Below are 26,143 nucleotides of genomic sequence, written 5' to 3'. Positions count from 1 at the left end.
CCCACCCCCTACGGGCTCAGCCGCCCGCCAGCACCTCGGCGACGGCCCGCAGGTTCGCCCGCCCCCGTCCGTAGGAGCACAGCGCGCCGCCCTCCGGCAGCCCGGTGTCGACCCGTACGGCATCGGGCCGTCGGGCCAGCAGGGCGGCGCGCAGCCGTTCCTGCCAGGGGTGCAGCCCGGCGTCGCAGGTGGCGACGACCAGCGGCGCCGCACCGGACGCGCGCACGATCCCGTCCACGACGGCGGCCGGATCCGCCGGCTCCCCGGTGACCGCCGTCCCCGTGGCCGTGGGATCGACGGCGCGCACCTGCGTCAGCAGGTCCTCGCCGCCCCAGTTGAGCGCGGGGTGCGGCGGCGGGAACAGGTCGACGACGTGGGCACCACGCACGACCGGCGGCACCGGACGGCTGCGGACGGCCCGGCGGGCCGCCTCCAGCCCGGCCCCCGCTTCCCAGCTGTCGACCGCCCCGACCGGAACCGCGTACCGCCCGGCGAGCCGCCGCACCCGCCCGGCGGCCTCCCGCAGCCGCTCCTCTGACAGCACGGCCGAGCTCAGCGCGCCGAGCACCGCGTCCCGGCAGGCCAGGGTGACCTGAAGGTCCGGCACGGCCACGATGACCTGGTCGGCACCGGCCGCGAGGGCGATCCGCGCTCCGGCGGCCTCGCCGTAGCGGTCGGCGATCGCCCTCATCTCCAGCGCGTCACTGACCAGCACCCCGTCGAAGTCCAGCTCGTGGCGGAGCAGATCGCCCAGGATGCGGCGGCTCAGGGTGGCGGGCCGCTCGGGGTCCAGCGCCGGGAACACGACATGCGCGCTCATGATCATCGGCACGCCCGCGTCGACGGCCGCCCGGAACGGTTCGAGGTCGGCCCGCAGTTCGTCGTACGGCCGCGGATCGACGGCGATGCCGTGATGGCTGTCGGTCTCGGTGCCGCCGTGCCCGGGGAAGTGCTTGGCGCAGGAGGCGATGCCACGCGCCTCGGTGGCGGCGATCCAGGCCCGCAGGTGCCGGGCGGCGAGCGCGGGTTCGGCACCGAAGGAGCGGGTGCGCACGATCGGGTTGCGCGGATGATGCTGGAGGTCGGCGACCGGGGCGTAGGAGACCGTGATGCCGAGCGAGGCCAGATGCCCGGCCAGGGCGTCGGCACAGCGGGCGGTCAGTCCGGGGTCGTCGGCGACACCGAGCGCGAACGACCCGGGCACCTCGGGAGCGCCGGCACCCACCAGGTGCCCGATCCCGCCGCCCTCGTTGTCGATCCCCACGAGCAGGTCGGGCCGGAGGGCCCGCAGCTCGTCGGCGAGCCGCCGCACCTGCTCCGCGTCCCGCACGTTGCGGGTGAACAGGATGACCCCGCCGAGCCCCCGGTCGACGAGCCGCTTGAGCTCGTCCGGAACGGCCGTCGTCCCGTCGAACCCCGCGACGAGACAGCGGTGGGCGGCCTCGTCGAGGTCGGCGGGGAGGCCGGCGGGGACTGCGGAGGTGCGCGTGGAGGAGGTCACCCCGGACATCTTCTGGCTCACTCAGCCGTAAGTCAACGGCCCCGTGGTTCACCGATTCATCGGCGAGCGGCTCAGGCCTCCTCGGGCGCCAGCCGCAGCGCGATGCTGTTGATGCAGTACCGCTGGTTCGTGGGCGTCGGATACCCCTCACCCTCGAACACATGCCCGAGATGGGAACCGCAGCGGGAGCAGCGCACCTCCGTGCGGACCATGCCGTGGGAACGGTCCTCGATCAGTTCCACCGCGTCGGTGTCCTTGGGATCGAAGAAGGACGGCCAGCCGCAGTGGGACTCGAACTTCGTGTCCGAGGTGAACAGCTCCGCTCCGCAGGCGCGGCAGGAGTAGACGCCCCGCGTCTTGGTGTCGGTGTACTCACCGGTGAAGGCGGGCTCCGTGGCCGCCTGGCGCAGGACCGCGTACTCGCCCGGGGTCAGCTCCGCGCGCCACTGCTCGTCCGGCTTCTCGACGTCGTACGGCATGAGCCTCCAGCCCCTCAGTTCGACAGACGGTCCAGGATGCGCGGGCCGAGGTCGGTGACGTCGCCCGCCCCCATGGTGAGAACGAGATCGCCCGGCTTCGCCATTCCCGCGACCACGGAGGGGACGTCCGCCTTGTCGTGCACCGGCGTCACGTCCGCGCCCGCCGCCCGGGCCGCCTCGATGATCAGCTCGCTGGTCACGCCGGGGATCGGGTCCTCACGGGCCGGGTAGATGTCCAGCACGACCGAGGCGTCCGCCACGGCCAGGGACTGGCCCATCTCCTTGCCCAGCTCCTGCGTCCGCGAGAAGAGGTGCGGCTGGAAGACGACCAGGATCCGGGCGTCGCCCCCAGCCGCGCGCATGGCCTCCAGGTCGGCGGTCATCTCGGTGGGGTGGTGCGCGTAGGAGTCGATGACCTGCACGCCCGCGGCCTCGCCCTTCAGCTGGAGCCGCCGCTTCACGCCCGTGTACGCCGCCAGCGCCGGGGCCAGTTCCTCGGCGGGGACGCCGAGCGCCACGCCCGCCGCGAGCGCGGCCACCGCGTTGTGCGCGTAGTGGCGGCCGGGCACGGAGACCGTGAAGGTCAGCTCCTTGCCCTCCAGCACCACGGTGACCTCGCTTTTCAGGCCCTGCGGCACGACCGACACGATGCGCACGCCGGCGTCCTGCGACTCGCCGTAGGTCACCACCCGCACGCCGCGCCCCGCGACCCGGCGCGTCAGCTCCCGCGCACCCTCCTGATCGGCCGCGATGACCAGCGTGCCGCCCTCGGTGACGCGGTCCACGAACGTCTCGAACGACGCGTGGATCTCGTCCAGCGACGCGTAGTTGGCGTGGTGGTCGAGCTCGACGTTGAGGACGATCGCGACCTCGGGCACGTACTTGTGGAAGCTGCGGTCCGACTCGTCCGCCTCGGCGACGAAGATCTCGCCCTCGCCGTGCAGCGCGTTGGAGCCGGGCGCGTCCAGGTCCCCGCCGATCGCGTACGACGGCTTCAGGCCGAGCTCGCTCAGCGACACCGCCAGCATCGAGGTCGTGGTCGTCTTGCCGTGCGTACCGGCGACCGCGATCGGGCGCAGGCCCTCCATCAGGGCGGCGAGCGCGTCGGATCGGTGGACGACGGGGATGCCGAGCTCGGCCGCGCGGGCCAGCTCGGGGTTGTCCTGGCGGATCGCCGAGGACACGACCACGCAGCTGGCGTCGTCGGCCAGGTGCTCCGCCGCGTGCCCGGTGTGCACCGTCACACCCAGCGCCCGCAGCGCCTCGGCCGTCGCCGACTCCTTGGCGTCACTGCCCGCCACGACGGCCCCGCGCTGCGCGAGGATCTTCGCGATCCCCGACATCCCTGCCCCGCCGATGCCGATGAAGTGCGGTCGGTCCATGGCGGTGGGAAGGCCGGGTGCCATGCGTGTCTCCCTGTACGTGTGCGGAACGTTCAGCGGCACAGCCTATGCCGAAGCCTTCACGGATGCTGACATCGCCGGCGGCTACGCCTTGCTGTGCGAGAACAGCTTCAGCACCGGCACGCCGACCTTGTGCCGAGCCCGCGACGCCCAGTCCCGGTGGAAGAACTCCTCCACGTAGTGAGGGTCGGTCAGCACGATGACCTCATCCGCCCCGACCTCCTCCACCAGGGATTTCAGCGCGTCCAGCGGATGATCCTCGATCAGCCGCCCTTCGGCCTCGTTCCCTGACGCCCGCAACGCCGCCAGCGAAACCTCCAGGGCCCGCTGCCCGACGCTCAGCGCCTCCTCGCCCTCCGGCGTCTCCCCCTCGCGCACGGCCTCGTCGAGCTCGCCGAGCGCGATGTCGTCGATGGCCCGCAGCAACCGGTCCGCCTGCTCGCCGCGCGGCTGGAGCAGCACCTGGAAGGAGACCGGCTCCTCCCCGTGCAGGGTCGTGACGAACTCCACGTCGGCGGACGTCAGGGCTTTCTCGATCATCAATACGCTTGTGAACACCAGGCGCCCCTTCTGCTCCCGGGGGCCTGCGGCCCCACTCCTCCGTGGGCCGTGCCGGGCCCTGCGAAAACCATCCTGCCCCGTGTTCGCACGGGTACTGCCGGATCCAGTGTGCCCTCCGAAAACAAACGGAACGGCACATTTCACCGATGACCGGACCGGCGGCGACCACTGCCCCCGATTCCGGACCAACCGACCGGTTCGACTTCCCGGCCGCCGACATCTGTACCCCGTGCCGCGCGGTTCAGTACGTCAGGACCGCGCGTACCGCGTGAACAGGAAGCCGTCCTCCTCCAGCATCGACACGAGCCTGAAGCGCTGCGGCACCGTGAGGGCGGGCCCCCCGGCGATGCGCTGCGCGCCGCCCGCGGTGAGCATCGGGGAGACGGTCAGGCACAGCTCGTCGAGCACTCCGGCGGCCACCAGCTGCCCGAGCAGCCGCGGGCCGCCCTCGGTCAGCAGCCGGGTGTGGCCGAGGGCGGCGAGGGCCCGGACGGCACGGGCGGGGTCCACGCCGATGCCGTCCCCGGCGGTGACCACCCGGGCGCCCGCCTTCTCGGCGGCGGCGACCCGGTCCTGGGCGGCCGAGGCTCCCGTGATGATCAGGGTGGGCATCAGGGGCGAGGTGAACAGCGGCAGCGAGAAGTCCAGGTCCAGGCTGGCGGAGACGACCGCGATCGCGGGGGCGGGGCCCTGCCCGGCCGCCTCCCTCGTCTGCGCGAACTCGGCACGCGCGCGTGCCGGCCGGTACCCCTCCTGGCGCACCGTCTGCGCGCCGACGACCACGACGTCCGCCAGCGCCCGCAGGGTGCCGAAGATCCGCATGTCGGTCGCGCTGGAGATGGGCTGCGAGCGGCCGTCGTGCTGGGCGGCCCCGTCCAGCGTGGACACCATGTTGGCGCGCAGCCAGGGCAGCGGCCCGCCGGGCCCCGCCTCGGGATAGGCGTACGCGGCGGCCAGCTCGGCCAGACTCCACTCCCGTCCGGCCCCGTCACGGCCCCCCTCCCCGGGCATCCCGCCCGGGTCCGGAGCTGCTGTTTCATCGGTCACAGGGAACAGACGTCGCATGCCGTGCAGTGTTCCACGCCCCGTAGCATGGTGAACCGTGTCCTCTCCCCCTGCCCCCTCCGGAACCGGCCCCATGACCGACGCGGCCCCGCTCTCCCTGTGCGCCCGTGAGCCGCGCGTTCCCGCGGATCGGCTGGTCGCCGAGATGGTGCCGCCGCCGCGGTTCGACTCGGTGCGCTTCAGCACGTACATCCCGGACCCGAACCAGCCCAGCCAGACGGAGGCCGTCAGGGTTCTGGAGGGCTTCGCGGCGGGTCTGGACGGGACGGCCGACTCGGGCAAGCGGCGGCTGTTCGGGTTCGGCAAGGCGCCGAAGAAGGCCCCGGCCGGCCCGCGTGGCGTCTACCTCGACGGCGGTTACGGCGTCGGCAAGACCCACCTGCTGGCGTCCCTCTGGCACGCCACCCCGGCCGAGCCCGCCCGCAAGGCGTTCGGCACCTTCGTGGAGCTGACCAACCTGGTCGGCGCCCTCGGGTTCCAGCAGACCGTCCGGACCCTTTCCGGCCACCGCCTGCTGTGCATCGACGAGTTCGAGCTCGACGATCCCGGCGACACCGTCCTGGTCTCCACCCTGCTCGGCAAGCTCGTCGACGCGGGCGTCGCGCTCGCCGCCACCTCCAACACCCTGCCCGGCAAGCTCGGTGAGGGCCGGTTCGCCGCGGCCGATTTCATGCGCGAGATCCAGGGCCTGTCGGCCCACTTCCGCGCCCTGCGCATCGACGGCGAGGACTACCGCCACCGTGGCCTGCCCGAGGCGCCGCCGCCGTACTCCGACGAACAGGTGACCAAGGCGGCGTACGCCACCGAGGGCGCCTCCCTCGACGCGTTCTCGACCCTCCTGGACCATCTGGCGCGGGTCCACCCCAGCCGGTACGGCGCCCTGACCGACGGAATCACGGCCGTCTGCCTCACCGGCGTGCGGCCGGTTCCCGACCAGTCGACGGCGCTCCGGCTCGTCGTCCTCGCGGACCGGCTCTACGACCGTGAAGTGCCCGTGCTGGCCTCGGGTCTGCCCTTCGACCAGCTCTTCAGCGAGGAGATGCTGAACGGCGGCTACCGCAAGAAGTACTTCCGGGCCATCTCCCGGCTCACCGCCCTGGCCCGCGACGCGGCCAAGCTGGCGAACTCTCGGTAACCACAACCCCAATACCGTGCCAACTCCCGTGGGGGCAAGGGCTGATTCAAGCCAATCCGCCTACGGTTTTCAGGCTCTCTTCAGCTTGAAACGTTAAGTTAACCCTGCAAACGACTTTGCAGGGTTAACGTGTTTCTTGACCGACCATTGACTAAGTGTTGGTCATCGCTAGATGTGCGAATCACTGAAGGGGGGCGCATGCGCCGAGGTACGACGGCACGGACCGTGGTTTCGATCCTCGCCGCCGTCCTGCTCGCCCTCCAGTTCTTCGCACCGACGGCATCCTTCGCATCCGCGCACACGCCCCGTGAAGTCGAGGCCAAGGCTCAGCCTGGAACTGAACCCTCCGGCAAGTCTTCGCGCCCCGGAACCAAGTTCTCCGGGAAGGCTCTGCGCGACGAGATCGCGACCTGCCGCGCCGGACACCATGAGGGCCCGACCGGCCCCCTGCGGACCCGCGACCGGTTCCACAGCGCCGAGTCGGCGCCCTCGGCGCCCGAGCGGCCGCTGCTGAGGCACATCCCGCCGACAGCACCGGAACGGGTCACACCCGGCGTCGCGCACGAACGCGCGTCGAGATCCTCGGCGTCGCACACTCCGGCAGCGCTTCAGGTCTTCCGCTGCTGAGGAACAAAGCAGTTCCATCCCCCCCTCTGTCATGCCCGTCCGACGCGCCCCCACTGCGCGCCAGGAGGAGTCACCACACTCATGCAACCCCTCATCGACAACGCCCGTATGTTCGGACAGCGCCCTGAGGAGTTCGCCCGCCTCGCCGAGGGCCAGTCCCCCGACGTCCTGTTCATCACCTGCTCCGACTCCAGGGTCGTACCGGCCCTGATCACGGGCGCCCGGCCCGGCGAGCTCTTCGAGCTGCGCACCGCGGGCAACGTCGTCCCCCCGTACGCCTTCGGACATCCCACCTCGGAGGCGGCCACCATCGAGTACGCCGTGGAAGTGCTGGGCGTCAAGGAGATCGTGGTCTGCGGCCACTCACACTGCGGTGCCGTCGGCGCGGTGGTGCGGGGCGACGACCTCACCGCCGTACCGGCCGTGCGTGACTGGCTCGCGCACGCCTGCGACGAGCCCAAGTGCGCGGACCCGGCCGACAAGACGGTCACCGAAGCCGTGCAGAACCACGTCCTGGCCCAGGTGGAGCGACTGCGCTCCTACCCGTGCGTCGAGAGCCGTCTGACGGACGGCCGGCTCCGGCTGCACGCCTGGTTCTACGAAGTGCACACCGGAGTCGTGCGGCAACACCGCACGGAGACCGACACCTTCGAGACCCTGTGAGGGACACCATGACCAAGTTCCCTTACCTGAGGCAGGACTTCCTCGCCTCCATCGTCGTCTTCCTGGTCGCCGTGCCGCTCTGCATCGGCGTGGCCGTCGCCTCCGGCGTCCCGGCAGAACTCGGCCTGATCACCGGCATCGTGGGCGGCATCGTCACCGGGCTGATGCGCGGCAGCAGCCTCCAGGTGTCCGGGCCCGCCGCGGGCATGACCGTGCTGGTCTTCGAGGCCGTCAGCGAGTTCGGCGTGGGCACGCTCGGTGTGATCGTGCTGATGGCCGGTCTGCTCCAGCTCGCCATGGGCTTCCTCGGGATCGGCCGCTGGTTCAGGGCGATCTCCGTCTCCGTCGTCGAGGGCATGCTCTGCGGCATCGGTCTGGTGATCATCGCCGGGCAGATATACGCGGCGGCGGGCCTGAAGGCCCCGGAGACCGGCATCGGCAAGATCGTGGGGCTGCCGGGGGCGTTCGCCGACGCCCTGGGCAACACCGAGGCGCTGATCTCGCTCGCGATCGGCGCGGGCACCATCGCCGTCATCGTGCTGTGGAAGAAGCTGCCGAAGGCCGTGCAGTCCGTGCCGGGCGCCCTCGCGGCGGTGGTCCTGGCCACGATCGCCACGCTCGCCCTCAGCCTGCCGGTCGCCACCGTCGAGGTGGAGGGCCTGCTCGGCGTCATCCAGCCGCCCGGGACCGACGCCCTCGGCGAACTGGCCGGCCCGGCCATCTGGGGCACGATCATCGCGTTCGCGCTGATCGCCTCCGCGGAGAGCCTGTTCAGCGCGGCGGCCGTGGACCGGCTGCACGACGGTCCACGCACCCAGTACAACAAGGAGATGATCGCCCAGGGCGCGGGCAACACCGTGTGCGGTCTGCTCGGCGCGCTGCCCATGACCGCGGTGATCGTACGCAGCTCGGCCAACGTTGCCGCGGGTGCGAAGACCAAGGCGTCCCGTGTGCTGCACGGCGTGTGGCTGCTGCTGTTCGCCGCCGCGATGCCGTGGGCCCTGGCCCTGATCCCGCTGCCCGCCCTGGCCGGCATCCTGGTGCACGCGGGCTGGAAGCTGATCCCGTTCCGCCAGATCACGGCGCTGTGGCGGGCTCACAAGGGCGAGGCGCTGATCCTCGTGGTCACCGCCGTGTCGATCGTCGCGGTGAACATGTTCGAGGGCGTGCTGATCGGTCTGGCCCTGTCCGTGGTCAAGACCGCCTGGGAGGCCTCGCACGTCAAGCTGGAGGTCATAGACAAGGGCGCCGGCCCGATCCAGGCGTACCTGTCGGGCAACGCGACGTTCCTGCGGCTGCCGAAGATCCTCGACAGCCTGGAGGCGCTGCCGCAGGACCGCCCGGTCGAGCTGGACCTCTCGGGTCTGCACCACCTCGACCACGCCTGCCGCACGGCCCTGGAGAGCTGGGCCGAACGCCACAGCGCGACGGGCACGGAACCGGTGAAGGTCACCGAGCCGGAGCCGTCTCCGGAGGCCGAGAAGGTAACGGCCGCGTAGCGACGTAGCCGGAACGCCGACAATCCCTGGTCCGGGGCGCGCCCGAGAAGCGCGCCCCGGACCTTCGCGTGTACGAGCCCGGCCCCGAGGCATGGCCCCGACCCCGAGTCCAGGCATATCGTTGCAGGAACAGACGAAACGGGACCTCTGGACGGGGAGGTCGGCATGGTCGAAGAGCTGATCGGGGCGGTGGTGGCGGCCGGGACCGGGGGGCTGGTGTATCTGGCCTCGGCGGCGCGGGTCGTCAAGCAGTACGAGCGCGGGGTCGTGTTCCGGCTCGGGCGGCTGCACGGGGAGGTACGCCGGCCCGGGTTTAACCTCATCGTCCCCGCGGTGGACCGGATGCGTAAGGTCAACATGCAGATCGTGACCATGCCGGTCCCCGCCCAGGAGGGCATCACCCGTGACAACGTGACCGTGCGGGTCGACGCGGTCGTGTACTTCAAGGTCGTGGACCCGACGGCCGCGATCGTCAACGTCGAGGACTACCGCTTCGCCGTCTCCCAGATGGCACAGACCTCCCTGCGGTCGATCATCGGCAAGAGCGAACTGGACGACCTCCTGTCCAACCGGGAGAAGCTCAACCAGGGCCTGGAGCTGATGATCGACAGCCCGGCCGTGGAGTGGGGCGTGACCATCGACCGCGTGGAGATCAAGGACGTGTCCCTGCCGGACACGATGAAGCGCTCGATGGCCCGCCAGGCGGAGGCCGACCGCGAGCGGCGGGCCCGGCTGATCAACGCCGACGCCGAGTACCAGGCCTCGAAGAAGCTGGCACAGGCCGCTCACCAGATGGCCGACACGCCGTCCGCGCTCCAGCTGCGCCTGCTCCAGACGGTGATGGCCGTGGCGGCGGAGAAGAACTCCACGCTGGTGCTGCCCATCCCGGTGGAGCTCCTGCGGTTCCTGGAGAGGGGCCACCAGGAGGTGGGACGCCAGGAGGGGGACCGGCAGGCACCGGCACCGGCGCCCGGTGAACAACCCGTCGACACGACTGAACAGGCCATCGACGCGCTGCGGCACGCGGTCGAGCAGTGACCCGCGCTACGCGCGTGGTTCCCGCCGCCCGCACCAGGTGGTAGACACAGCGGGATCACAGTTCCTGTCCGCCAGCAGGAAGGTTTCCCCATGACCGAATCCGGTCGTTTCGCCACACGCCGCCAGGTGCTCGCCGGGACGGGCGCCCTGGGCGTCGGGATCGCGTTCTCCGGTGCCCTGTCCGAGCTCTTCGCCGGCACCGCCGCCGCCCAGGACCTCGGCCACGACGGCTACGGCCCGCTCGTCTCCGACCCGAAGGACCTGCTCGACCTGCCGGAAGGTTTCCGCTACCGGGTCCTCTCCCGCGAGGGCGACCCGCTCCGCTCCGGCGAGGGCAAGGTCCCCTCCAACCACGACGGCATGTCGGCCTTCGCGGGCAGAGGCGGCCGGGTCCATCTGGTCCGCAACCACGAGAACCGCGCCGACGGCAAGGTCCCGGTCCCGACGGTCGAGGGCCTCACCTACGACCCGGCCGGCAAGGGCGGCTGCACGGCCCTGACGCTGGACTCCCGCAACAACGTCCTGTCGGAACGCGTCGCGATCGCCGGCACGGCCGTGAACTGCGCGGGCGGCCCCACCCCGTGGGGTACCTGGCTGACCTGTGAGGAGACCGAGGACAAGGCGGGCACCGCCGGCTACGCCAAGGACCACGGCTTCGTCTTCGAGGTCGACCCGGTCGACCCGCGCCGCACGGGAGCCGTACCGCTGACCGCGATGGGCCGCTTCCAGCACGAGGCGATCGCCGTCGATCCGCGTCGGGGCGTGGTGTACGAGACCGAGGACGCCTTCCAGAGGCCCTTCGGCCTCTTCTACCGCTTCCTGCCGGACAGGCCGCTGGGCGGGCGGGGTTCGCTGCGCGCGGGCGGCCGGCTCCAGGCGATGCGTGTGCCCGGCGTGCCGGACCTGTCCTCGATCCAGGACATCGGCGCCGAGTTCGACGGCATCGAGTGGGTGGACGTACCGGACCCGCAAGCCGCGCAGACGCCGATCCGGCTCCAGGACTTCGGCCGCAAGGGCATCACCCACGCGCAGAAGCTGGAGGGCTGCTACTGGGGCGGCCGGTCGGTGTACTTCGTGTCGTCGTTCGCCCGCAGCGCGGAGGGCTCGGCGGCCGACCACTTCGGGCAGGTCTGGCGCTACGACCCGGACCGGCGACGGCTGACCCTGGTGATCGCCTTCGGTCCGGACGTCGGCATCCAGAAGCCGGGAGAGTCGCCGGACAACATCTGCCTGGCGCCCAGCGGCGGCCTGATGGTCTGCGAGGACGGCGAGGGCGCCCAGCACGTCTACGGCGTGACCCGGCGCGGCGAGGTGTACGCGATGGCCCGCAACCGGCAGAACATCGGCACGCCGCAGGAGCCCGAGTGGGGTGAGTTCGCCGGGGTGGCCTTCTCGCCCGACGGCGACACGATGTACGTCAACTGCTACCGGCCCGGCACCACGTTCGCGGTGACGGGCCCCTGGCGCCGGTGAGCGCTGCCCTGTTCCCGCCGGGGCGCCGGGTGCGGAACCCGGCGCCCCGGCGCACGATCGAGGCCCGGTGAAGGGAAGGGGGCCCGGTGGCGGAGAAGGTCACAGCGGACAAGGACAAGAAGGCCGAGGGCGGGACCACGCTGCGGGAGCGGCTGCGCGTCCCCGTCGGCGGGCCGGTCGACCTGTCCCGTCACGACGCCGCCGCCACTCCCGGCGGCCCGGACGGCAAGGCGGCGGGCAAGGCCGCCACGGCCCGGATCGGCGAGCAGCTCGCCGGCCTCCAGGAACGGCTGTGGGCGGCGGGCACCGCGGGCGACCGGCGTCGCGTCCTGCTGGTCCTCCAGGGCATGGACACCAGCGGCAAGGGCGGCACGGTCGAGCACGTCATCGGCCGGCTCAACCCGGCCGGCTGCCGGATCACGGCGTTCAGGGCACCGACCGCCGAGGAGCGCGCGCACCCGTTCCTGTGGCGCGTGGAGAAGGCGCTCCCGCTCCCCGGCGAACTGGGCGTCTTCGACCGCTCGCACTATGAAGACGTCCTGGTCGCCCGCGTCCGGGACCTCGCGCCACGCGCGGTGATCGACAGCCGCTACGAGCGGATCAACCGCTTCGAGCGGTCCCTCGCCGACGACGGCGTGACCCTGATCAAGTGCTTCCTGCACATCTCCTACGACGAGCAGCGCCGCCGCCTGCTCAAACGCCTCGACAGTCCGGACAAGCGCTGGAAGTTCGCCCCGTCCGACATCGACGACCGCGCCCTGTGGCCCGCGTACCAGGAGGCCTACGACAGGGCCCTGGAGCGCTGCGGCACCTCGTACGCGCCCTGGTACCTGGTCCCGGCCGACCACAAGTGGTACCGCGACTGGGCGGTGAGCACGCTGCTGCTGGAGCATCTGCGGGAGCTGGATCCGCGGAATCCGGAGGCGGACTTCGACGTGGCGGAGTGCCGGAAGCGGCTGCTGCGGCAGTCCTGATCCGGGCGGTCAGGCGGCCAGCAGGGCGTCGATCTGGCCGACGGCCTCCTTCAGGCCCTCCTCCATGCCCATGGTGATCAGCTGTTCCAGCTGCTCGCGGGAGTCGAACAGGGAGCGCATCTCCATCCGGGTGCCGCCGCCGTGTTCGCTGAGCCGCACCGTCACGGACGTGGTCGGCATGTCGTCCTTGGGCTTCCCTTCGTCGTCGGCGAAGCCGTCGGTGAACTCCAGGGAGGTCGGCTCGGTGACCGAGGTGATCCGCCACCAGCCGCGGTGCCGGTCGCCCTCCGGGCCGGTCATGAAGTACGTGACCTCTCCGCCTGGGGTCAGGTCGTGCTCCTCCACGGTAGCCGGGTAGGTCGGCGGGCCCCACCAGCGCTCCAGCTGACGGGGGTCGGCCCACAGTCGCCACACCCGCTCCACCGGGGCGGCGAAGTCGGCGATCAGGGTGAGGGTGAGGTTGTCGAGGTCCTTGTCGAGGCTGGTGACGCTCATCTCTCGGGTCCTTCCGGGGTGTCGTTCTCTTCGGTACCGGGGTCTTCCGCGAGCAGCCGGGCCATCCGGTCCACGCGCCCGCGCCATGCCGACTCGAGCTCGTCGAGGGCCTGGCGGGCGCGGCCCACCGCGTCGGGGTCGGTGCGCACGAGCTGCTCCCGTCCGCTGCGCTGCTTGCTGACGAGACCGGCCCGTTCCAGCACCGCGACGTGCTTCTGCACCGCCGCGAAGCTCATGGGATAGGCCTCGGCCAGCCGCGAGACCGACAGTTCGCCGCGCACGCAACGGCGCAGTATGTCCCGGCGCGTGGTGTCGGCCAAGGCGTGGAACAGCCGGTCCACCGTCTCGTCGTTCAACTCATCTACAACCATTTGGTTGTACGTTAGCCCTGTCGGCCCCTTCTGTAAAGCGACACGCCCGGTAAAGCGACGCACCGGACACTGAAGCGGGCGGTCGGGGGTACCCGGTGGCTCATGAGCGAGAAGCAGCAGGTCAGCAGCTCGTACTGGATGGAGACGGCACCGGACGGCCGCCATCCGGCCCTGACGGAGGACCTGGACGTCGACGTGGCGGTGATCGGCGCCGGGATCGCCGGACTGAGCACGGCGTGGGAGCTGACGCGGTCCGGGCGAAGCGTGGCGGTGCTGGAGGCCGGGCGGGTGGCGGCCGGGGTCACCGGGCACACCACCGCCAAGGTCACCGCCCTGCACACGCTCGTCTACGACAAGCTGCGCCGCACCCGCGGCCCCGCGGGCGCGCGGCTGTACGCCCGCTCCCAGTCCGAGGCGATCGAGCGCGCGGCCGGGATCGCCGGGGAACTGGGCATCGACTGCGACTGGGAGGCCAGGAGCGCCTACACGTACGCCCGCGACGCGGGCCGGACGGAGGAGCTGCGCGCCGAGGCACGGGCGGCCGCCGAAGCCGGGCTGCCCGCCTCGTTCGTGACGGAGACCGGGCTGCCCTTCCCGGTGGCGGGCGCGGTCCGGGTCACCGGCCAGGCCCAGTTCCACCCGCGCAAGTACCTGCTGGCCCTCGCCACCGACCTGGTCGAGCACGGCGGGCGGATCTTCGAGGACACCACGGTCCTCGGCCTGGACGAGGGCGAGCCGTGCCGGCTGTCGACCACGACCGGGGCGACGGTGCGGGCCCGGGACGTCGTCGTCGCGACGCACTACCCGATCTTCGACCGGGCCCTGCTGTTCGCCCGGCTGTCGCCGCGCCGCGAGCTGGTCGTCGCCGGGCCGATCCCCGCGGACCAGGACCCGGACGGCATGTTCATCACGCCCGACGAGGGCATCCGCTCGGTGCGCACCGCGCCCTACGCGGGCGACCGGCGCCTGCTCGTGGTCACCGGCGAGCACTTCACGCCGGGCACCGGCGACCCGCGGGCCCGTTTCGAACGCCTCACCGCCTGGGCCACCGGGCACTTCCCGGACCTGGACGTCACCCACCGCTGGGCCACGCAGGACATCGACCCCACGGACACCGTGCCGATGGTCGGCCCGCTGCACCCGGGCGCCCGGCACGCCTATGTGGCCACCGGCTTCGGCGGCTGGGGCATGACCGGCGGCATCATGGCGGGCAGCCTCCTCGCCGCGCAGATCACGGGCGAGGAGCGCGAGTGGAGCGAGCTGTACGACCCGCGCCGGCTGAAGCCCGCCGTGCGGGAGGCTCCGGCGTTCCTCAAGACCCAGGCCAAGGTCGCCGGTCACTTCGTCGGGGACCGGCTGCGGCCCGCGCCACCGGTGGAGTCCCTGCCGCCCGGCGAGGGCGCCGTGGTCCGCGCCGACGGGCACCACCGCCTCGCGGTCTACCGTGACGACGACGGCAACCTGCACTCCGTCTCCGCCCGCTGCACCCACCTGGGCTGCCTGGTCGCCTTCAACTCCGCCGAACGCGCCTGGGAGTGCCCCTGCCACGGCTCCCGGTTCGACACGGACGGCAAGGTGATCCAGGGCCCGGCGACCAGGCCGCTGGAGCAGCGGGACATCTGACGGCCGGGTGACGCCCGCGACCGACGCGCATAAAGGGACGATCCCGTTCACATCTTCACACGGTGATCACCCTTCTCCGCCGTGTCGCCGCCGTGTGTGCCCTGAGCACGGCCCTCGCCGCCTGCGGGACCGGCCGGCCCTGGCAGCCGGCCTCACCGCCGGTGTCCGCGCCGCCGTCGCGCCCTCCGACCCTCGCTCCCGGTTCCGGCGGCCTGACCCCGGTCTTCGAGCACGGTCCCCGCACCCGCGGCAGGACCGTAGCGCTCACCTTCGACGCCGACATGACCGCCGGGCAGGGGGCACGGGCGGCGGCGGGCGAGCGGTTCGACCATCCGCGGCTGATCTCCACGCTGCGGGCGCTGAAGGTGCCCGCCACCGTGTTCATGACCGGGCGGTGGGCCGAGCAGTACCCGGACCAGGCCCGTTCCATCGGCAGGGACCCGCTCTTCGAGGTCGCCAACCACTCCTACAGCCACTACGCGTACACGCGGGACTGCTACGGCCTGCCGACCGTGCCCGAGGGGCGGATGCGGTCGGACGTGGAGCGGGCGTACGCCGCGTTCCGGAAAGCCGGTGTGGCGGATCCGATGCCGTACTTCCGCTTCCCCGGCGGCTGTTACGACCGGCGGGCTCTGAAGGCGCTGACACCGGCCGGTGTGACCGCCGTGCAGTGGGACGTGGTCGGCGGCGACGCGTTCGAGACGGACCCGGACGTGGTCGCCCGCCAGGTACTGGACGGGGTGCGGCCGGGGTCGGTGGTCGTGCTGCACTGCACGCTCAGCGCCGCCCCGGCGACCGAGCGGGCAGTGCGCACGATCGTGCCCGAGCTGCGCCGCGAGGGCTTCAGGTTCGTGAAGGTGTCCGAGCTGATCGGGGCGGCGGACGGCGGTGCGCGGCCGCGTCCGGAGGCGCACTGACCGGCCTACGCTGGACGTATGAGCGAGGACGACTACTGCCTGATCGACGCGACCAGGCCACCCCGGGCGGACGGGCCGCCGTACGCGGAGTGCGTGCTGTGCCGGGAGCCGACGGAGTACCCGGAGTCGTACAAGGGCATCACCTTCTGCCCGGTCTGCGAGTGGCAGGAGGCGCAGCGCACCGCCTGCTCAGGGTGATCTGCCTGCTCAGGGTGATCTGCGGGAGGCGAGCGCACCGGCCAGGGCCAGCGCGGCGGCCGTGACCAGGGCTGCCGCGGCCAGGGGCAGCAGCGGCAGCGGGACGGTGCCCGACCGTGAGCCGGTCACCAGGCCCCGCACGGCCGCCTGCGCCGGGGAGCCGGTGGCCACCAGGGACAGCAGCGCCGCGAGCAGCAGGGCCGGGACGGCACGGCCCCGCGACCGCAGCAGTGGCCGGCTGGTGAGCGCGCCGACGGCCGTGCCGAGCAGGGCGCAGGCCAGGGCGGCGAGCAGCCCGGCCCCGCACGCGGGGGCGAGCGGCACGGGGGTGCGGTGGTCCGAGGCGACCGAGGCGCTCAGCAGCGTCACGCCGAGGGTCGCGACCGTGCCGAGCGCCGCCGCGCCGGACAACGCCGCCAACAGGCAGGCGACATGGGCGCGCGCGGGCCCGACGGCCGCCGCCACGCAGCCGCGCGCGGCCTGCGGCTCGGCCGTGGCACAGATCCGCGTCAGCCAGGCGGCGACGGGCAGCAGCGCGGCGGCCGAGTAGCCGAGCGAGTCGAGCACCGGCTGCCCGGCCTGGACGCTGATCGCGAGAAAGGCGGCGTAGAGCAGGAACGGCGGCAGCCAGCGCTGGGAGCGCAGCAGCAGGGCGGCGTGGTAGCGCAGGAGGGCGGTCATCGGAGGCTCCCGGGGGCGTCCGCCTGCCGCGCCACACTCACCACGTGCCAGGGCGGTCGGGCCGTGAGCAGGGCGCGGAGCAGGACGTCGGAGTGCGGGGCGGGGACGGTGAGGCGGTGGCTGCCCGGCGCGGTCTCCTCGGCAAGGGTGACGGTCCGCCGCACATCGTCGGGAAGCCGTCCGTCCGGCGGGCCTTGTACCTCGACGGTCACGTGCGGCCCGGACGGAACCGGCTCCGACGCCGCCTGCTCGACGAGGCTCCCGTCGCGCACGGTGTACGTCGCGTCGGGCAGGCCCGCGAGGCGGCGCGGGTCGTGGTCGACGAACACCACGGATCCGCCGGCCGCCGTGCGCTCGGCGACCGCCCGCTCCAACTCGGCGCGGGCGTCGGCGTCCAGGCCGGTCCACGCCTCGTCCAGCACCAGCAGCTCCGGCTCCCCCAGCAAGGCCTGGGCGACCGCGACCTTCTGGCTGCTGCCCTTCGACAGCCGTGCCATGGGTGTGTCGGCGTAGGCGGCGGCGCCGAGGCGTTCCAGCCACTCGGCGGCGGCACGGGCGGCCGCCGCGCGGTTCAGGCCGTGCACGGTGCCGAGGTGCGTGAGGTAGCCGGCGGCGGTGAACGGCAGGGCCGGCGGGAACCGCTCGGGGACGTACGCGGTGCGCGGGCGGCCGGTGATCCGGCCCTCGCTGGGGGCGTCGATACCGGCGAGCAGCCGCAGGAGGGTCGACTTGCCGGTGCCGTTGGCGCCCTCGACGCGGACGAGCCGGCCCGGGACCACCGTCAGGTCGACGCCGCGCAGCACCCAGGGGCCGCGCAGGCCGTAGCGGCGGCCCGCGTTCTCCAGGCACAGGTCGGGGCGCATGGGCCCCATCCTCCACGATCTACCGGCTGGCACACTGGGATTCGTGAGCGAAGAGCCGACGCCCGTGAGTGACAGCCCCTTCCGGTCCGAGCCCTCGGACCGCGACACGGCACCGCAGTTCGTGCTGCCGCTGGTCGTGCGGATCGAGCGGGCGGACCCGCCGGCGCGTACGGACGCGCTGGAGACGGCCGCGCGGGCGGTGCTGACGATCCTGAGCGACGAGCGGTCGGCCGGCGACGGCGCGTGGGCGCAGGCGGTGCGGGACTGGCAGGACGCGCGGATCCGCAAGGTGGTGCGACGGGCGCGCGGCGCCGAGTGGCGGCGGGCGGAGGCGCTGCCCGGCATCACGGTCACCGGCAAGGCGGCCCAGGTGCGGGTCTTCCCGCCGGTCCCGCTGGACGGCTGGCCCAAGGACCTGGCCCGGCTCCAGGTCTCCGGCACCGACCTGGACGACCCGGAACCGCCCATGGACGCGGACCCGGCCGCGCCCGTGCTGTGGCTGAACCCCGACCTCGGCATGTCGGCCGGCAAGGCGATGGCCCAGGCCGGACACGCCGCGCAACTGGCCTGGTGGGAGCTGCCCGACGAGGAGCGGGCCGCCTGGCACGACGCGGGCTTCCCGCTCGCCGTACGGCCGGCCGACCCGGCCCGCTGGCCCGAACTGACGGGCAGCGGCCTGCCGTTGGTCCGCGACGCGGGGTTCACGGAGATCGCGCCCGGCTCGTGCACGGTGGTCGCGGACCATCCGGCGCTGCGCCGGGAGCCGTACACGCCGGACGGCCCGGCATCCACCCGTTCGCAGTAGCCGCGGGCGCGCCGGTCGCGGGCGGGTGCTCCAGTGGGGGTAACCGGACAACCTCGACCTTAGGAGGCAGCCATGACAAGCGCCGCGCCCCCTCCCCCCGCTCCGCCCGCCCCCGACGACCGGACACCCGGCGGCCCCGGCCCGGGCGGTTCCGGCGAGCCGTGGGCGGCCGGGGGTCTCGCTCTCGGCGGCACCCTGATGGTCGTCTACGGCCTGTTCGCGGTGCTCCAGGGCATCACGGCGATCGCCGACGACGAGGTGTACACGAGCTTCGGCGACTACGTCTTCGAGTTCGACCTGACCGCGTGGGGCTGGATCCATCTGATCGTCGGTGTGCTCGTGGTGGCGGCCGGATTCGGCCTGTTCACCGGGGCCGCCTGGGCCCGGGTCGTGGGCGCGGTCGTGGTCGGACTGGCGCTGATCGCGAACTTCATGTGGCTGCCGTACCAGCCGTTCTGGTCGATCATCATGATCCTGACCGGCCTGTTCGTACTGTGGTCGTTGTTCAACTACCGCTCCACCCGCGCGGCGTAGGCGCCGCCCCGGGACCGCCCCGGTACCGCCCCGGTCAGGAGGGCGGCGGGCGGCGGTCGCGCGCGGCGACCACCGTGTGCAGCCGACGCGTGAGCGCGGTGGCCGCCGCCGTGAGGAAGACCAACGTGTACAGGATCTGAGCGACGGTCACCAGGCGGGCCTCCTGCCCGCTCGGGGTGATGTCCCCGTAGCCGACGGTGGCGAGCGTGACGACGGTGAAGTACAGCGCGTCGACACGGGTGCTCATGCCGGTGAACTGGCCCGGCCGCTGGGCGAGGGCGTAGTACCCCGACGAGAAGACCAGCACGGCCAGGCACATCAGCAGCGGGATCATGACGCCGGGCCGGGTGTGCGGCTTCTCCAGCACGACGTCGCGCACCTGGCGCAGCAGCAGCACGGCCAGCAGCCCCAGGCACAGCGCGAACAGCGGCCAGCCCAGCCAGGGGCGGTCCTCGCCGAGCCCCTCCAGCGGGAGCAGGAAATAGGCCGTGCCCACGGCGACCACCAGTGCCCCGGCCCCGGCCCACACTCGCCGGACCGGGGCCGCCCGCTCGCTGCCATCGCGCATACGTCCGGTCTACGACGCATCGGGGGGTGGCGCGACCCCGGTGCCTCCGTCGGTGGGCCGAACCTCAAATGTTCCTCTGAAGGCGCCCGTGGCGGGGTTCGGGGACGGGCGGCTGGGCCATACCCCCTTCACGTCGAGGAACCGGCCGTGCGGAGGAGGGGACGATGAAGCGACTGGGGACGGGCATCGGGTGGCGACCGGAGATCGCGGACGCCGTGGAGCGCATGCCGGGCATCGACTGGGTCGAGGTGGTGGCCGAGAACGTCTGCCCCGGGCATCTGCCCGAGTCGCTGCGGCGGCTGCGCGAGCGCGGCGTCACCGTGGTGCCGCACGGCGTCTCGCTCGGCCTAGGGGGCGCGGACCGGCCCGACGACGGCCGCCTCGCCGCGCTGGCCGAGCGGGTCGAAGCACTCGGCTCACCGCTGGTCACCGAGCACATCGCGTTCGTACGGGCCGGCGGTGCCCTGACGGCGACCCCGCACCTGGAGGCGGGCCATCTGCTGCCCGTCCCCCGGACCCGGGACGCCCTCGACGTCCTCTGCGAGAACGTGCGCATCGCGCAGGAGGCGCTGCCGGTGCCGCTGGCCGTCGAGAACATCGCCGCGCTGATCTCCTGGCCGGGCGAGGAGATGACGGAGGGCCAGTTCCTGTACGAGCTCGCCGACCGCACGGGCGTCCGGCTCCTCATCGACGTGGCCAACCTGCACACCAACCACGTCAACCGCGCCGAGGACCCGGCCAAGGCCCTCGCCGAGCTGCCCCTGGAGGCCATCGCCTACGTCCATGTCGCCGGCGGCTTCGAACGCGACGGCGTCTGGCACGACAGCCACGCCCACCCCGTCCCCCGGCCGGTCCTCGACATCCTCACCGACCTCGCATCCCGCGTGTCCCCTCCGGGAGTCCTCCTGGAACGCGACGAGAACTTCCCGGAACCGGCGGAGCTGGAGAGCGAGCTGGGGTCGATCCGGAGGGCGTTGGAGGCGGGCGCCGTGGAGCGCGTGAAAACGGAGATCCGCTCGGCGGGCACCGCTCTCGCCCTGCGGCGTGCGGAATCCAGGCCCGGGGCGGAGCTCTCCGCCGAGCAGGGCGATGAAGACGGGGCGGCCGGGGCGGCACGGGGCGTCTTCGGCCTGCCCCACCCTGGTGGGGAAGGGGCCCGGCAGCGGCTCGGGCTCGCACAGGCCGCGCTGCTGTCGGCGCTGGTCGCGGGGACGCCCGTGCCCGAGGGGTTCGACCGGGTGCGGGTCGGCGTACAGGCGCGGGCGCTGGCCGCCAAGCGGGCGGATGTCGTGGCGAAGGTCGCGCCCGAGCTGCCGGAGATCCTCGGCGCGGACTACCGTACGGCCTTCCTCGCGTACGCCCAGACCCAGCCGATGACCAGCGGCTACCGGCGCGACGCGCTCACCTTCGCCGAGCACCTGCTGTCCGCCGGGCGACCCGGGGACGCCGCGGGACGGCGGGAGCTGCGGGAGTGGTGGCTGGAGCGGTCGGGACCGGCGCCGCGATCGCGGCGCCCGGTCCGCCGACTGGCCCGCGCCACCCGGAAGGTGCTGCTCCGGCGCTGACCCGTGGGCCGGCCGGTCAGTCCTTCGGCACCGCGTCGTCGGCAGGCGACAGCACTCTCCCGACGGCGTTCCCTGATCCGGCCTCACCCACGGCTCCAGCCCCGGACCCGTCCTTCACGCTTCCGCCGCCCACCTTCCGCCCGCCGCCGGAGCAGTGAAACGGAACGTCACATACCGACAACACTCCGTCCGGATCGTGAACGAGGCATGGTGTTCCCGGGACCGTGTCACATACAAACAACATATGCTCTGGGCTCTTTTCCTGCTGGCGGCCTGGGCCGTGGCCGGCACGGCGTGCACACGCCTGTGCCTGGCCGCCGTACGCGCCGCGGCCGGTGACGCGGACACCGGCCGGATCCGTGAACTCACGCTGTACGAGGCCGCGTTCCTCTCCGGCGGGCCCAGGCGGGTCGCCGACGTGACCCTCGTCGCCATGGCGCGCCAGCGCCGTCTGCTCCTGGCCCACACCGGCTGGGCGACGGTCGTCGATCCGCGCGGGCGGGACGAGATGGAGCGGTCGGTCATCGGTGCCATCGGCCCCGAGGGGCAGTCCCGGATCGCGCCGGTGCGGGCCACCGCCGCCACGGCGGAGGCGGTGCGCGGTATCGCCGACCGGCTGGTGCGCGCGGGGCTCGCGGTGCCCGACAGCGCCCGTACGACGGTCGCGGCGGCCGTCCGGCAGGTGCGCGTGGCTGCCGTCGCCGTACTCGGTCTCGGCGTCGCCGCGCTGCTGACGCCCGCTCCGCCGGACATGCCGCGTCATCTGGTCGCCCTGTGGTTCGCGCTGCCGCTCGCCCTCACCCTGAGCTGCCTCGCCGTCGCCCGCATCGAGATCCACCCGTACTCGCGCTGGGCCTCCCCGGCCGGCCAACGGCTCCTCGGCGCACTGACCCGGCACGCGGACGGCACCGCCGACGACCGCACGTACCTCACCTCCGTGGCCGTACGCGGCGTTCGCGCGATCGGCGAACCGGATCTGCGGGCCGCCTTCACGCACGGCGAGGCACACGACTGACAGACCGGGGGCGCACAGGGGCATCGGCGCCGACACCGGCAGACGGTGCTTGCCTTCCCCAACCGCCCCACGAAACATCCCTTTTGTCGCCACTGTGCACCGAAGGGATACGCGATGAGAGCCGCCCTCCTCTACTCGGCAGCGGGGTCCTTGCTGCTGAGCGCCCTCACCGCCGCCCCGGACACCGATGGCACGAGGGCGGCGGCCGAACTGCGCGGCACCGCCGTGGCCGCCGCGCGGGCGAAGGCGGCCGGCATCGACTTCGGCCCGTGTCCCGACGCGCAGGACCTGCCCGGCACCATGCAGTGCGGCACGGTCACCGTCCCGCTGGACTACACACAGCCCGACGGCAGGCAGATCGAACTCGCCGTCGGCCGCGCCCGGGCCACGCACAAGGACCCCCACAACAGCAAGCGCGAGTTCCCCCGCCAGGGCGCCCTGGTCTACAACCCGGGCGGCCCGGGCGCCTCCGGCCTGTACTTCCCCCTCGTCGGCCTGCTCCCCGAGTGGAAGCGGATCGCGGCCGCGTACGACCTCGTCGGCTACGCCCCGCGCGGGGTGGGCCGTTCCGCGCCGCTGTCCTGCAAGGATGCCAAGCAGTTCTTCAAGGGGCCCACCCAGGCGCCGACGCACCCCTCCGAGTCGTACAAGAAGGAACGCATCGCGCAGGCGAAGGCGTACGCGCGCGGCTGCGCCGAGCGGGCCGGCGGCGCGCTGCGGCACTACCACTCGCTGAACAACGCCCGCGACCTCGACGTGCTGCGCGCCGCGCTCGGCGAGGAACGGCTGACCTTCATGGGCTCGTCGTACGGCACGTACTTCGGCGCCCTGTACGCGACGCTGTTCCCCGCGCACGTACGGCGGATGGTGCTCGACTCGGCGGTAGACCCCGACCCGGAGCAGATCTGGTACCGCAACAAACTCGACCAGTCGGCGGCGTTCGAGGGCCGCTGGCGGGACTTCCAAAGGTGGATCGCCCGGCACGACGAGGTGTACGGGCTGGGCAGGACCGTGCGGGAGGTGCGGCGCAGCTACGAGCGGGCGAGCGCGCGGCTGGCCGTCGAGCCGGCCGGCGGGAAGGTCGGGCCGGGGCAGTTGCGGGGTGCGTTCCTCCAGGCCGCGTACTACGACGACCAGTGGCCGCACCGGGCGCACGCGCTGTCGGCGTACCTCAAGGGCGATCCCGGGCCGCTGGTCGAGCAGGCGGAGCAGCACCCGGAGGCCGCCGCCGAGGCGGAGAACTCACGCGCGGTCTACCTGGCCGTCGAGTGCAACGACGCCCCCTGGCCGACGGACTGGGAGGTGTGGGACCGGGACAACACCCGGCTCGCGCGGGTGGCGCCCTTCGAGACCTGGGACAACGTGTGGACGAACCTGCCCTGCGCCTACTGGGAGGGGCCGCGGCAGCGGCCGCTCGACGTCGGCACCGGGCCGGGCGAACTGCCGCCGTCGCTGATCCTGGCCGCCGAGCGGGACGCCGCCACGCCGTACGACGGCGCCCTGGAACTCCACCGCCGCCTCACGGGCTCGGTCCTGGTGACGGAACGGGACGCCGGCGCGCACGGCCTGGCGGGCGGGCCGAACGCCTGCGTCAACGGCCATGTGGAGGCGTATCTGCTGGAGGGCCGGCTGCCGGGACGGCGCACCACGGACTGCGCCGCGCGTCCGGAGCCGAAGCCGCAGTCGCGGTCGGTCGGCCCCGGACCGGCCCGGGGCCGACCGACCGCTCCGCTGATCAGGCCAGGCCCGCGACCAGCTCCGCGATGTCCTTGCGGCGGCCCGTGAAGAACGGGACCTCCTCGCGGACGTGCCGACGGGCCTCCGAGGCGCGCAGGTGACGCATCAGGTCGACGATGCGGTACAGCTCGTCGGCCTCGAAGGCGAGGATCCACTCGTAGTCGCCGAGGGAGAACGAGGCGACCGTGTTGGCGCGCACGTCCGGGAAGCCGCGGGCCATCTTGCCGTGGTCGGCGAGCATGCGGCGGCGGTCCTCGTCGGGCAGCAGGTACCAGTCGTAGGAGCGCACGAAGGGGTAGACGCTCACGTAGTCGCGGGGCGTCTCGTCGGCGAGGAACGCCGGGATGTGCGATCGGTTGAACTCCGCGGGGCGGTGCAGCGCCATGTTCGACCACACCGGCCTGAGCGCCCGGCCCAGCTTGGTGCGGCGGAAGAGGTTGTACGCCTCCTGCAACGCGTCGCTGGTCTCCGCGTGCCACCAGATCATGAGGTCGGCGTCGGCACGCAGGCCCGAGACGTCGTACGTGCCGCGGATGGTCACGTCCTTGGCGGCGAGCTGGTCGAACAGCTCCTGGACCTCGTCGGCGTACCCGGCGCGGTCCTCGGGGAGGACGTCCTTCAGCTGGAAGACGGACCAGAGCGTGTAGCGGATGACCTCGTTGAGGTCCTTGGCCAGCTTGCCCTTGTTCGGGATGCGGTCGGGCTGGGCGCTGGAGGCCGTGGTGGAGGCGTCGTCACTCATGCTCCTCATTCTCCCGCTCCGCCGTGCAGGCTCTGCACCGGGTGGGCGGTGAGCTCCTGCACAGCCCGCAGGTCACCGTGGATCTGGTCGACGGCGGCGTACGCGCTCGCGATGCACGCCGGGATGCCGACGCCGTCGTACGGCGCGCCGCACACGGCGAGCCCCGGGAGCTTCGCCACGTGCTCGCGGACGCGGGCCACGCGCGCGTGGTGGCCGACGGGGTACTGGGGCAGGCCGTCGTCCCAGCGGGTGACGCGGGTGGCGACGGGTGTGGCGTCCAGGCCGGTCGCCGCCTGCAGGTCGTGCCGGGAGACCGCCACGAGCCCGTCGTCGTCGCGCTGGAGGATCTCCGTCTCGCCGTACCGCCCGACGGAGGTGCGCAGGACGACGAGGCCGGGGTTCTCGTCGGCGATCCAGCCCCACTTCTGCGAGGCGAAGGTGGAGGCCTTGATGGTGCGCCCGTCGACCGGCGGCACGAGAAAGCCGCTGCCCTCGGGGAGGGCCGTCCCGGCGCGGCGGTAGGCGAGGGTGACCAGGGCCATGGAGGCGTACTCGACGCCGCCGAGCTCGGCGGCGGCCTCGGGGGCCTCGGTGCGCAGGAGCCGGGCTGCGGCGGTGGCGGGGACGGCGAGCACCACCGCGTCCGCGTGCAGTACCCGCTCACCCGTGACGACGCGCCACACCGCGTGCGGCTGCTCCGCCGCAGGGGGCCGGACGGGGCCGCGCGAGTCTTCGGCCGCCCGCCCGGGGTCGCGGCCGAAGGCTCGCGGCCCGGCCGCGTCGGCCGGATCCGGCGGAGCCACCCTGCTCAGCTCCGTCACCGGCGTCCCCGTCAGGATCTCGCCCCCGCGCGCCCGCACCGACTCCGCCACCGCGAGGGGCAGGGTGCCGACGCCGCCCTGGATGCCCGTGAACACCGGGCCGGTCTGCCGGGCGGCGGCCGCCTTCGCCTGGATCTCGCGGACCCCCGCCGTCAGGGAGGCGTGGCTCCGGGCGGCCTGGAAGAGCTGTGGGACGGCCGAGCGCATCGAGATGCGGTACGCGTCGCCCGCGTACACGCCGCCCAGCAGGGGTTCCACCAGGCGGTCGACGACCTCGCGGCCGAGGCGCGCCGCCACGTACTCCCCGACGGCCACGTCGTCGCCGACCTCCGTGCGGGGCAACTCGGCGTCGCGGTCGATGCGGGCGAGGCCCTCGTCGGACAGCACACCGGACAGGGCCGCTGCGGTGCCGGGCACGCCCATCACGTGTCCCTTGGGCATCGGGCGCAGCGCGCCCCGGGTCCAGATCGAGGCCGTCGCGGTGGCGGGCGGCTGGAGCCGGTCGGCGAGACCCACCTCCCGGGCGAGTGCCACCGCCTCGGGGCGGCGGGCCAGCATCGACTCCGCGCCGAGGTCCACGCGCGCGCCCGCGATCTCCCCGGGCAGCAGCTTGCCGCCGACCCGGTCGGAAGCCTCCAGCACGGTCACCCGCGCCCCGCGCGCCAGCAGCCGGTGCGCGGCGGCCAGTCCCGCGATTCCCGCCCCGATGACGACGACCTGCCCCGTGCCCGCACGGGCTTGAACTTCGCGCATGCCCCCAGCCTCTCAGACCCCACTGACAGCGCCGTCG

General features: G+C 73.0%; 27 protein-coding genes. 15 read left to right on the top strand and 12 right to left on the bottom strand.

The features are described 5' to 3' along the window. Positions 1–16 precede the first annotated feature (16 nt). The 5 genes from V8690_RS33315 to V8690_RS33295 form a co-directional block, all read right to left on the bottom strand. Positions 17–1,510: a glycoside hydrolase family 3 N-terminal domain-containing protein gene (locus tag V8690_RS33315; protein ID WP_338785535.1), complete on the bottom strand. Its 1,494-nt coding sequence runs from the start codon at positions 1,508–1,510 to the stop codon at positions 17–19. Between the two features lie 62 nt (positions 1,511–1,572). Continuing rightward, entirely contained in the window at positions 1,573–1,980 is a 408-nt protein-coding gene (gene msrB / locus V8690_RS33310; protein ID WP_338783792.1) for a peptide-methionine (R)-S-oxide reductase MsrB, read from the bottom strand. A gap of 14 nt (positions 1,981–1,994) precedes the next feature. Beyond that, the gene (gene murC, locus V8690_RS33305) at positions 1,995–3,386 is read right to left on the bottom strand and encodes a UDP-N-acetylmuramate--L-alanine ligase (RefSeq protein WP_338783791.1); all 1,392 of its coding nucleotides are present in this window, start codon (positions 3,384–3,386) and stop codon (positions 1,995–1,997) included. An 81-nt stretch (positions 3,387–3,467) separates the two neighbouring features. Beyond that, positions 3,468–3,941 carry an indole-3-glycerol phosphate synthase gene (locus V8690_RS33300; protein ID WP_338783790.1) on the bottom strand — a complete coding sequence of 158 codons (474 nt, stop codon included), beginning with the start codon at positions 3,939–3,941 and terminating at the stop codon, positions 3,468–3,470. A gap of 252 nt (positions 3,942–4,193) precedes the next feature. After that, positions 4,194–5,009, bottom strand: coding sequence for a pyrimidine reductase family protein (locus V8690_RS33295; RefSeq protein WP_338783789.1), 816 nt, complete (start codon positions 5,007–5,009; stop codon positions 4,194–4,196). Between the two features lie 73 nt (positions 5,010–5,082). Here V8690_RS33295 and zapE point away from each other — a divergent pair, with 73 nt between their 5' ends. The 7 genes from zapE to V8690_RS33260 all read left to right on the top strand — a co-directional run bounded on the left by zapE (position 5,083) and on the right by V8690_RS33260 (position 12,418). Then, positions 5,083–6,144 (top strand): cell division protein ZapE, encoded by a 1,062-nt coding sequence (gene zapE, locus V8690_RS33290; protein WP_338783788.1) that lies wholly within the window; start codon positions 5,083–5,085, stop codon positions 6,142–6,144. A gap of 198 nt (positions 6,145–6,342) precedes the next feature. Next, positions 6,343–6,771, top strand: a complete 429-nt coding sequence (locus V8690_RS33285) for a hypothetical protein (RefSeq protein WP_338783787.1) — start codon at positions 6,343–6,345, stop codon at positions 6,769–6,771. Positions 6,772–6,852: 81 nt separating this feature from the next. Beyond that, positions 6,853–7,434: a carbonic anhydrase gene (locus V8690_RS33280; protein ID WP_338783786.1), complete on the top strand. Its 582-nt coding sequence runs from the start codon at positions 6,853–6,855 to the stop codon at positions 7,432–7,434. An 8-nt stretch (positions 7,435–7,442) separates the two neighbouring features. Further along, a complete protein-coding gene (locus V8690_RS33275; protein ID WP_338783785.1) occupies positions 7,443–8,933 on the top strand; it encodes a SulP family inorganic anion transporter in 1,491 nt (496 codons plus the stop codon). Between the two features lie 165 nt (positions 8,934–9,098). Next, positions 9,099–9,971, top strand: coding sequence for a slipin family protein (locus V8690_RS33270; protein WP_338783784.1), 873 nt, complete (start codon positions 9,099–9,101; stop codon positions 9,969–9,971). Positions 9,972–10,061: 90 nt separating this feature from the next. Further along, a complete protein-coding gene (locus tag V8690_RS33265) occupies positions 10,062–11,444 on the top strand; it encodes a PhoX family protein (RefSeq protein ID WP_338783783.1) in 1,383 nt (460 codons plus the stop codon). 86 nt (positions 11,445–11,530) lie between these two features. Continuing rightward, on the top strand, positions 11,531–12,418 hold the full coding sequence (locus V8690_RS33260) for a PPK2 family polyphosphate kinase (RefSeq protein WP_338783782.1): 888 nt from the start codon (positions 11,531–11,533) through the stop codon (positions 12,416–12,418). Positions 12,419–12,427: 9 nt separating this feature from the next. Here the strand turns inward: V8690_RS33260 and V8690_RS33255 are convergent, their stop codons facing one another. Further along, positions 12,428–12,913, bottom strand: coding sequence for an SRPBCC domain-containing protein (locus tag V8690_RS33255; protein ID WP_338783781.1), 486 nt, complete (start codon positions 12,911–12,913; stop codon positions 12,428–12,430). Next, positions 12,910–13,284, bottom strand: a complete 375-nt coding sequence (locus tag V8690_RS33250; protein WP_338783780.1) for a metalloregulator ArsR/SmtB family transcription factor — start codon at positions 13,282–13,284, stop codon at positions 12,910–12,912. The genes V8690_RS33255 and V8690_RS33250 overlap by 4 nt, the downstream gene beginning before the upstream one ends. A gap of 102 nt (positions 13,285–13,386) precedes the next feature. On the opposite strand from V8690_RS33250, the gene V8690_RS33245 reads away from it, so the two are divergent. The 3 genes from V8690_RS33245 (at position 13,387) to V8690_RS33235 (ending at position 16,022) form a co-directional block, all read left to right on the top strand. Then, a complete protein-coding gene (locus V8690_RS33245) occupies positions 13,387–14,907 on the top strand; it encodes an FAD-dependent oxidoreductase (protein ID WP_338783779.1) in 1,521 nt (506 codons plus the stop codon). 62 nt (positions 14,908–14,969) lie between these two features. Beyond that, positions 14,970–15,824: a polysaccharide deacetylase family protein gene (locus V8690_RS33240; protein ID WP_338783778.1), complete on the top strand. Its 855-nt coding sequence runs from the start codon at positions 14,970–14,972 to the stop codon at positions 15,822–15,824. A gap of 18 nt (positions 15,825–15,842) precedes the next feature. Further along, a complete protein-coding gene (locus tag V8690_RS33235) occupies positions 15,843–16,022 on the top strand; it encodes a hypothetical protein (RefSeq protein ID WP_338783777.1) in 180 nt (59 codons plus the stop codon). Between the two features lie 9 nt (positions 16,023–16,031). Here the strand turns inward: V8690_RS33235 and V8690_RS33230 are convergent, their stop codons facing one another. Together V8690_RS33230 and V8690_RS33225 are read right to left on the bottom strand one after the other, a co-directional pair. After that, positions 16,032–16,703: an ABC transporter gene (locus V8690_RS33230; protein ID WP_338783776.1), complete on the bottom strand. Its 672-nt coding sequence runs from the start codon at positions 16,701–16,703 to the stop codon at positions 16,032–16,034. Beyond that, positions 16,700–17,566 carry an ATP-binding cassette domain-containing protein gene (locus V8690_RS33225; RefSeq protein WP_338783775.1) on the bottom strand — a complete coding sequence of 289 codons (867 nt, stop codon included), beginning with the start codon at positions 17,564–17,566 and terminating at the stop codon, positions 16,700–16,702. The genes V8690_RS33230 and V8690_RS33225 overlap by 4 nt, the downstream gene beginning before the upstream one ends. 43 nt (positions 17,567–17,609) lie before the next feature. Between V8690_RS33225 and V8690_RS33220 the strand changes: the two genes are divergently transcribed. Together V8690_RS33220 and V8690_RS33215 are read left to right on the top strand one after the other, a co-directional pair. After that, positions 17,610–18,371 (top strand): peptidyl-tRNA hydrolase, encoded by a 762-nt coding sequence (locus tag V8690_RS33220; protein WP_338783774.1) that lies wholly within the window; start codon positions 17,610–17,612, stop codon positions 18,369–18,371. A gap of 72 nt (positions 18,372–18,443) precedes the next feature. Continuing rightward, a complete protein-coding gene (locus V8690_RS33215) occupies positions 18,444–18,905 on the top strand; it encodes a hypothetical protein (protein WP_338783773.1) in 462 nt (153 codons plus the stop codon). Between the two features lie 34 nt (positions 18,906–18,939). Here V8690_RS33215 and V8690_RS33210 read toward each other — a convergent pair whose 3' ends face one another. Continuing rightward, positions 18,940–19,473, bottom strand: coding sequence for a potassium channel family protein (locus V8690_RS33210; protein ID WP_338783772.1), 534 nt, complete (start codon positions 19,471–19,473; stop codon positions 18,940–18,942). 164 nt (positions 19,474–19,637) lie between these two features. Here V8690_RS33210 and V8690_RS33205 point away from each other — a divergent pair, with 164 nt between their 5' ends. From V8690_RS33205 to V8690_RS33195, 3 genes are all read left to right on the top strand, one after another. Continuing rightward, the gene (locus V8690_RS33205) at positions 19,638–21,038 is read left to right on the top strand and encodes a DUF692 domain-containing protein (protein WP_338783771.1); all 1,401 of its coding nucleotides are present in this window, start codon (positions 19,638–19,640) and stop codon (positions 21,036–21,038) included. A 244-nt stretch (positions 21,039–21,282) separates the two neighbouring features. After that, positions 21,283–22,053, top strand: a complete 771-nt coding sequence (locus tag V8690_RS33200; RefSeq protein WP_338783770.1) for a TIGR04222 domain-containing membrane protein — start codon at positions 21,283–21,285, stop codon at positions 22,051–22,053. Between the two features lie 114 nt (positions 22,054–22,167). Further along, a complete protein-coding gene (locus V8690_RS33195) occupies positions 22,168–23,838 on the top strand; it encodes an alpha/beta hydrolase (RefSeq protein ID WP_338783769.1) in 1,671 nt (556 codons plus the stop codon). Here the strand turns inward: V8690_RS33195 and hemQ are convergent. Both hemQ and hemG read right to left on the bottom strand, forming a co-directional pair. Then, positions 23,789–24,532: a hydrogen peroxide-dependent heme synthase gene (gene hemQ, locus V8690_RS33190; protein WP_338783768.1), complete on the bottom strand. Its 744-nt coding sequence runs from the start codon at positions 24,530–24,532 to the stop codon at positions 23,789–23,791. The genes V8690_RS33195 and hemQ overlap by 50 nt on opposite strands. A 5-nt stretch (positions 24,533–24,537) precedes the next feature. After that, entirely contained in the window at positions 24,538–26,106 is a 1,569-nt protein-coding gene (hemG, locus tag V8690_RS33185; protein WP_338783767.1) for a protoporphyrinogen oxidase, read from the bottom strand. Positions 26,107–26,143: the final 37 nt, after the last annotated feature.

It is taken from the genome of Streptomyces sp. DG1A-41 (genome assembly GCF_037055355.1).
GTDB lineage: Bacteria > Actinomycetota > Actinomycetes > Streptomycetales > Streptomycetaceae > Streptomyces.
The sequence above is the reverse complement of the archived record's forward strand: the minus strand, read 5'-3'. Positions and strand labels throughout refer to the sequence as shown.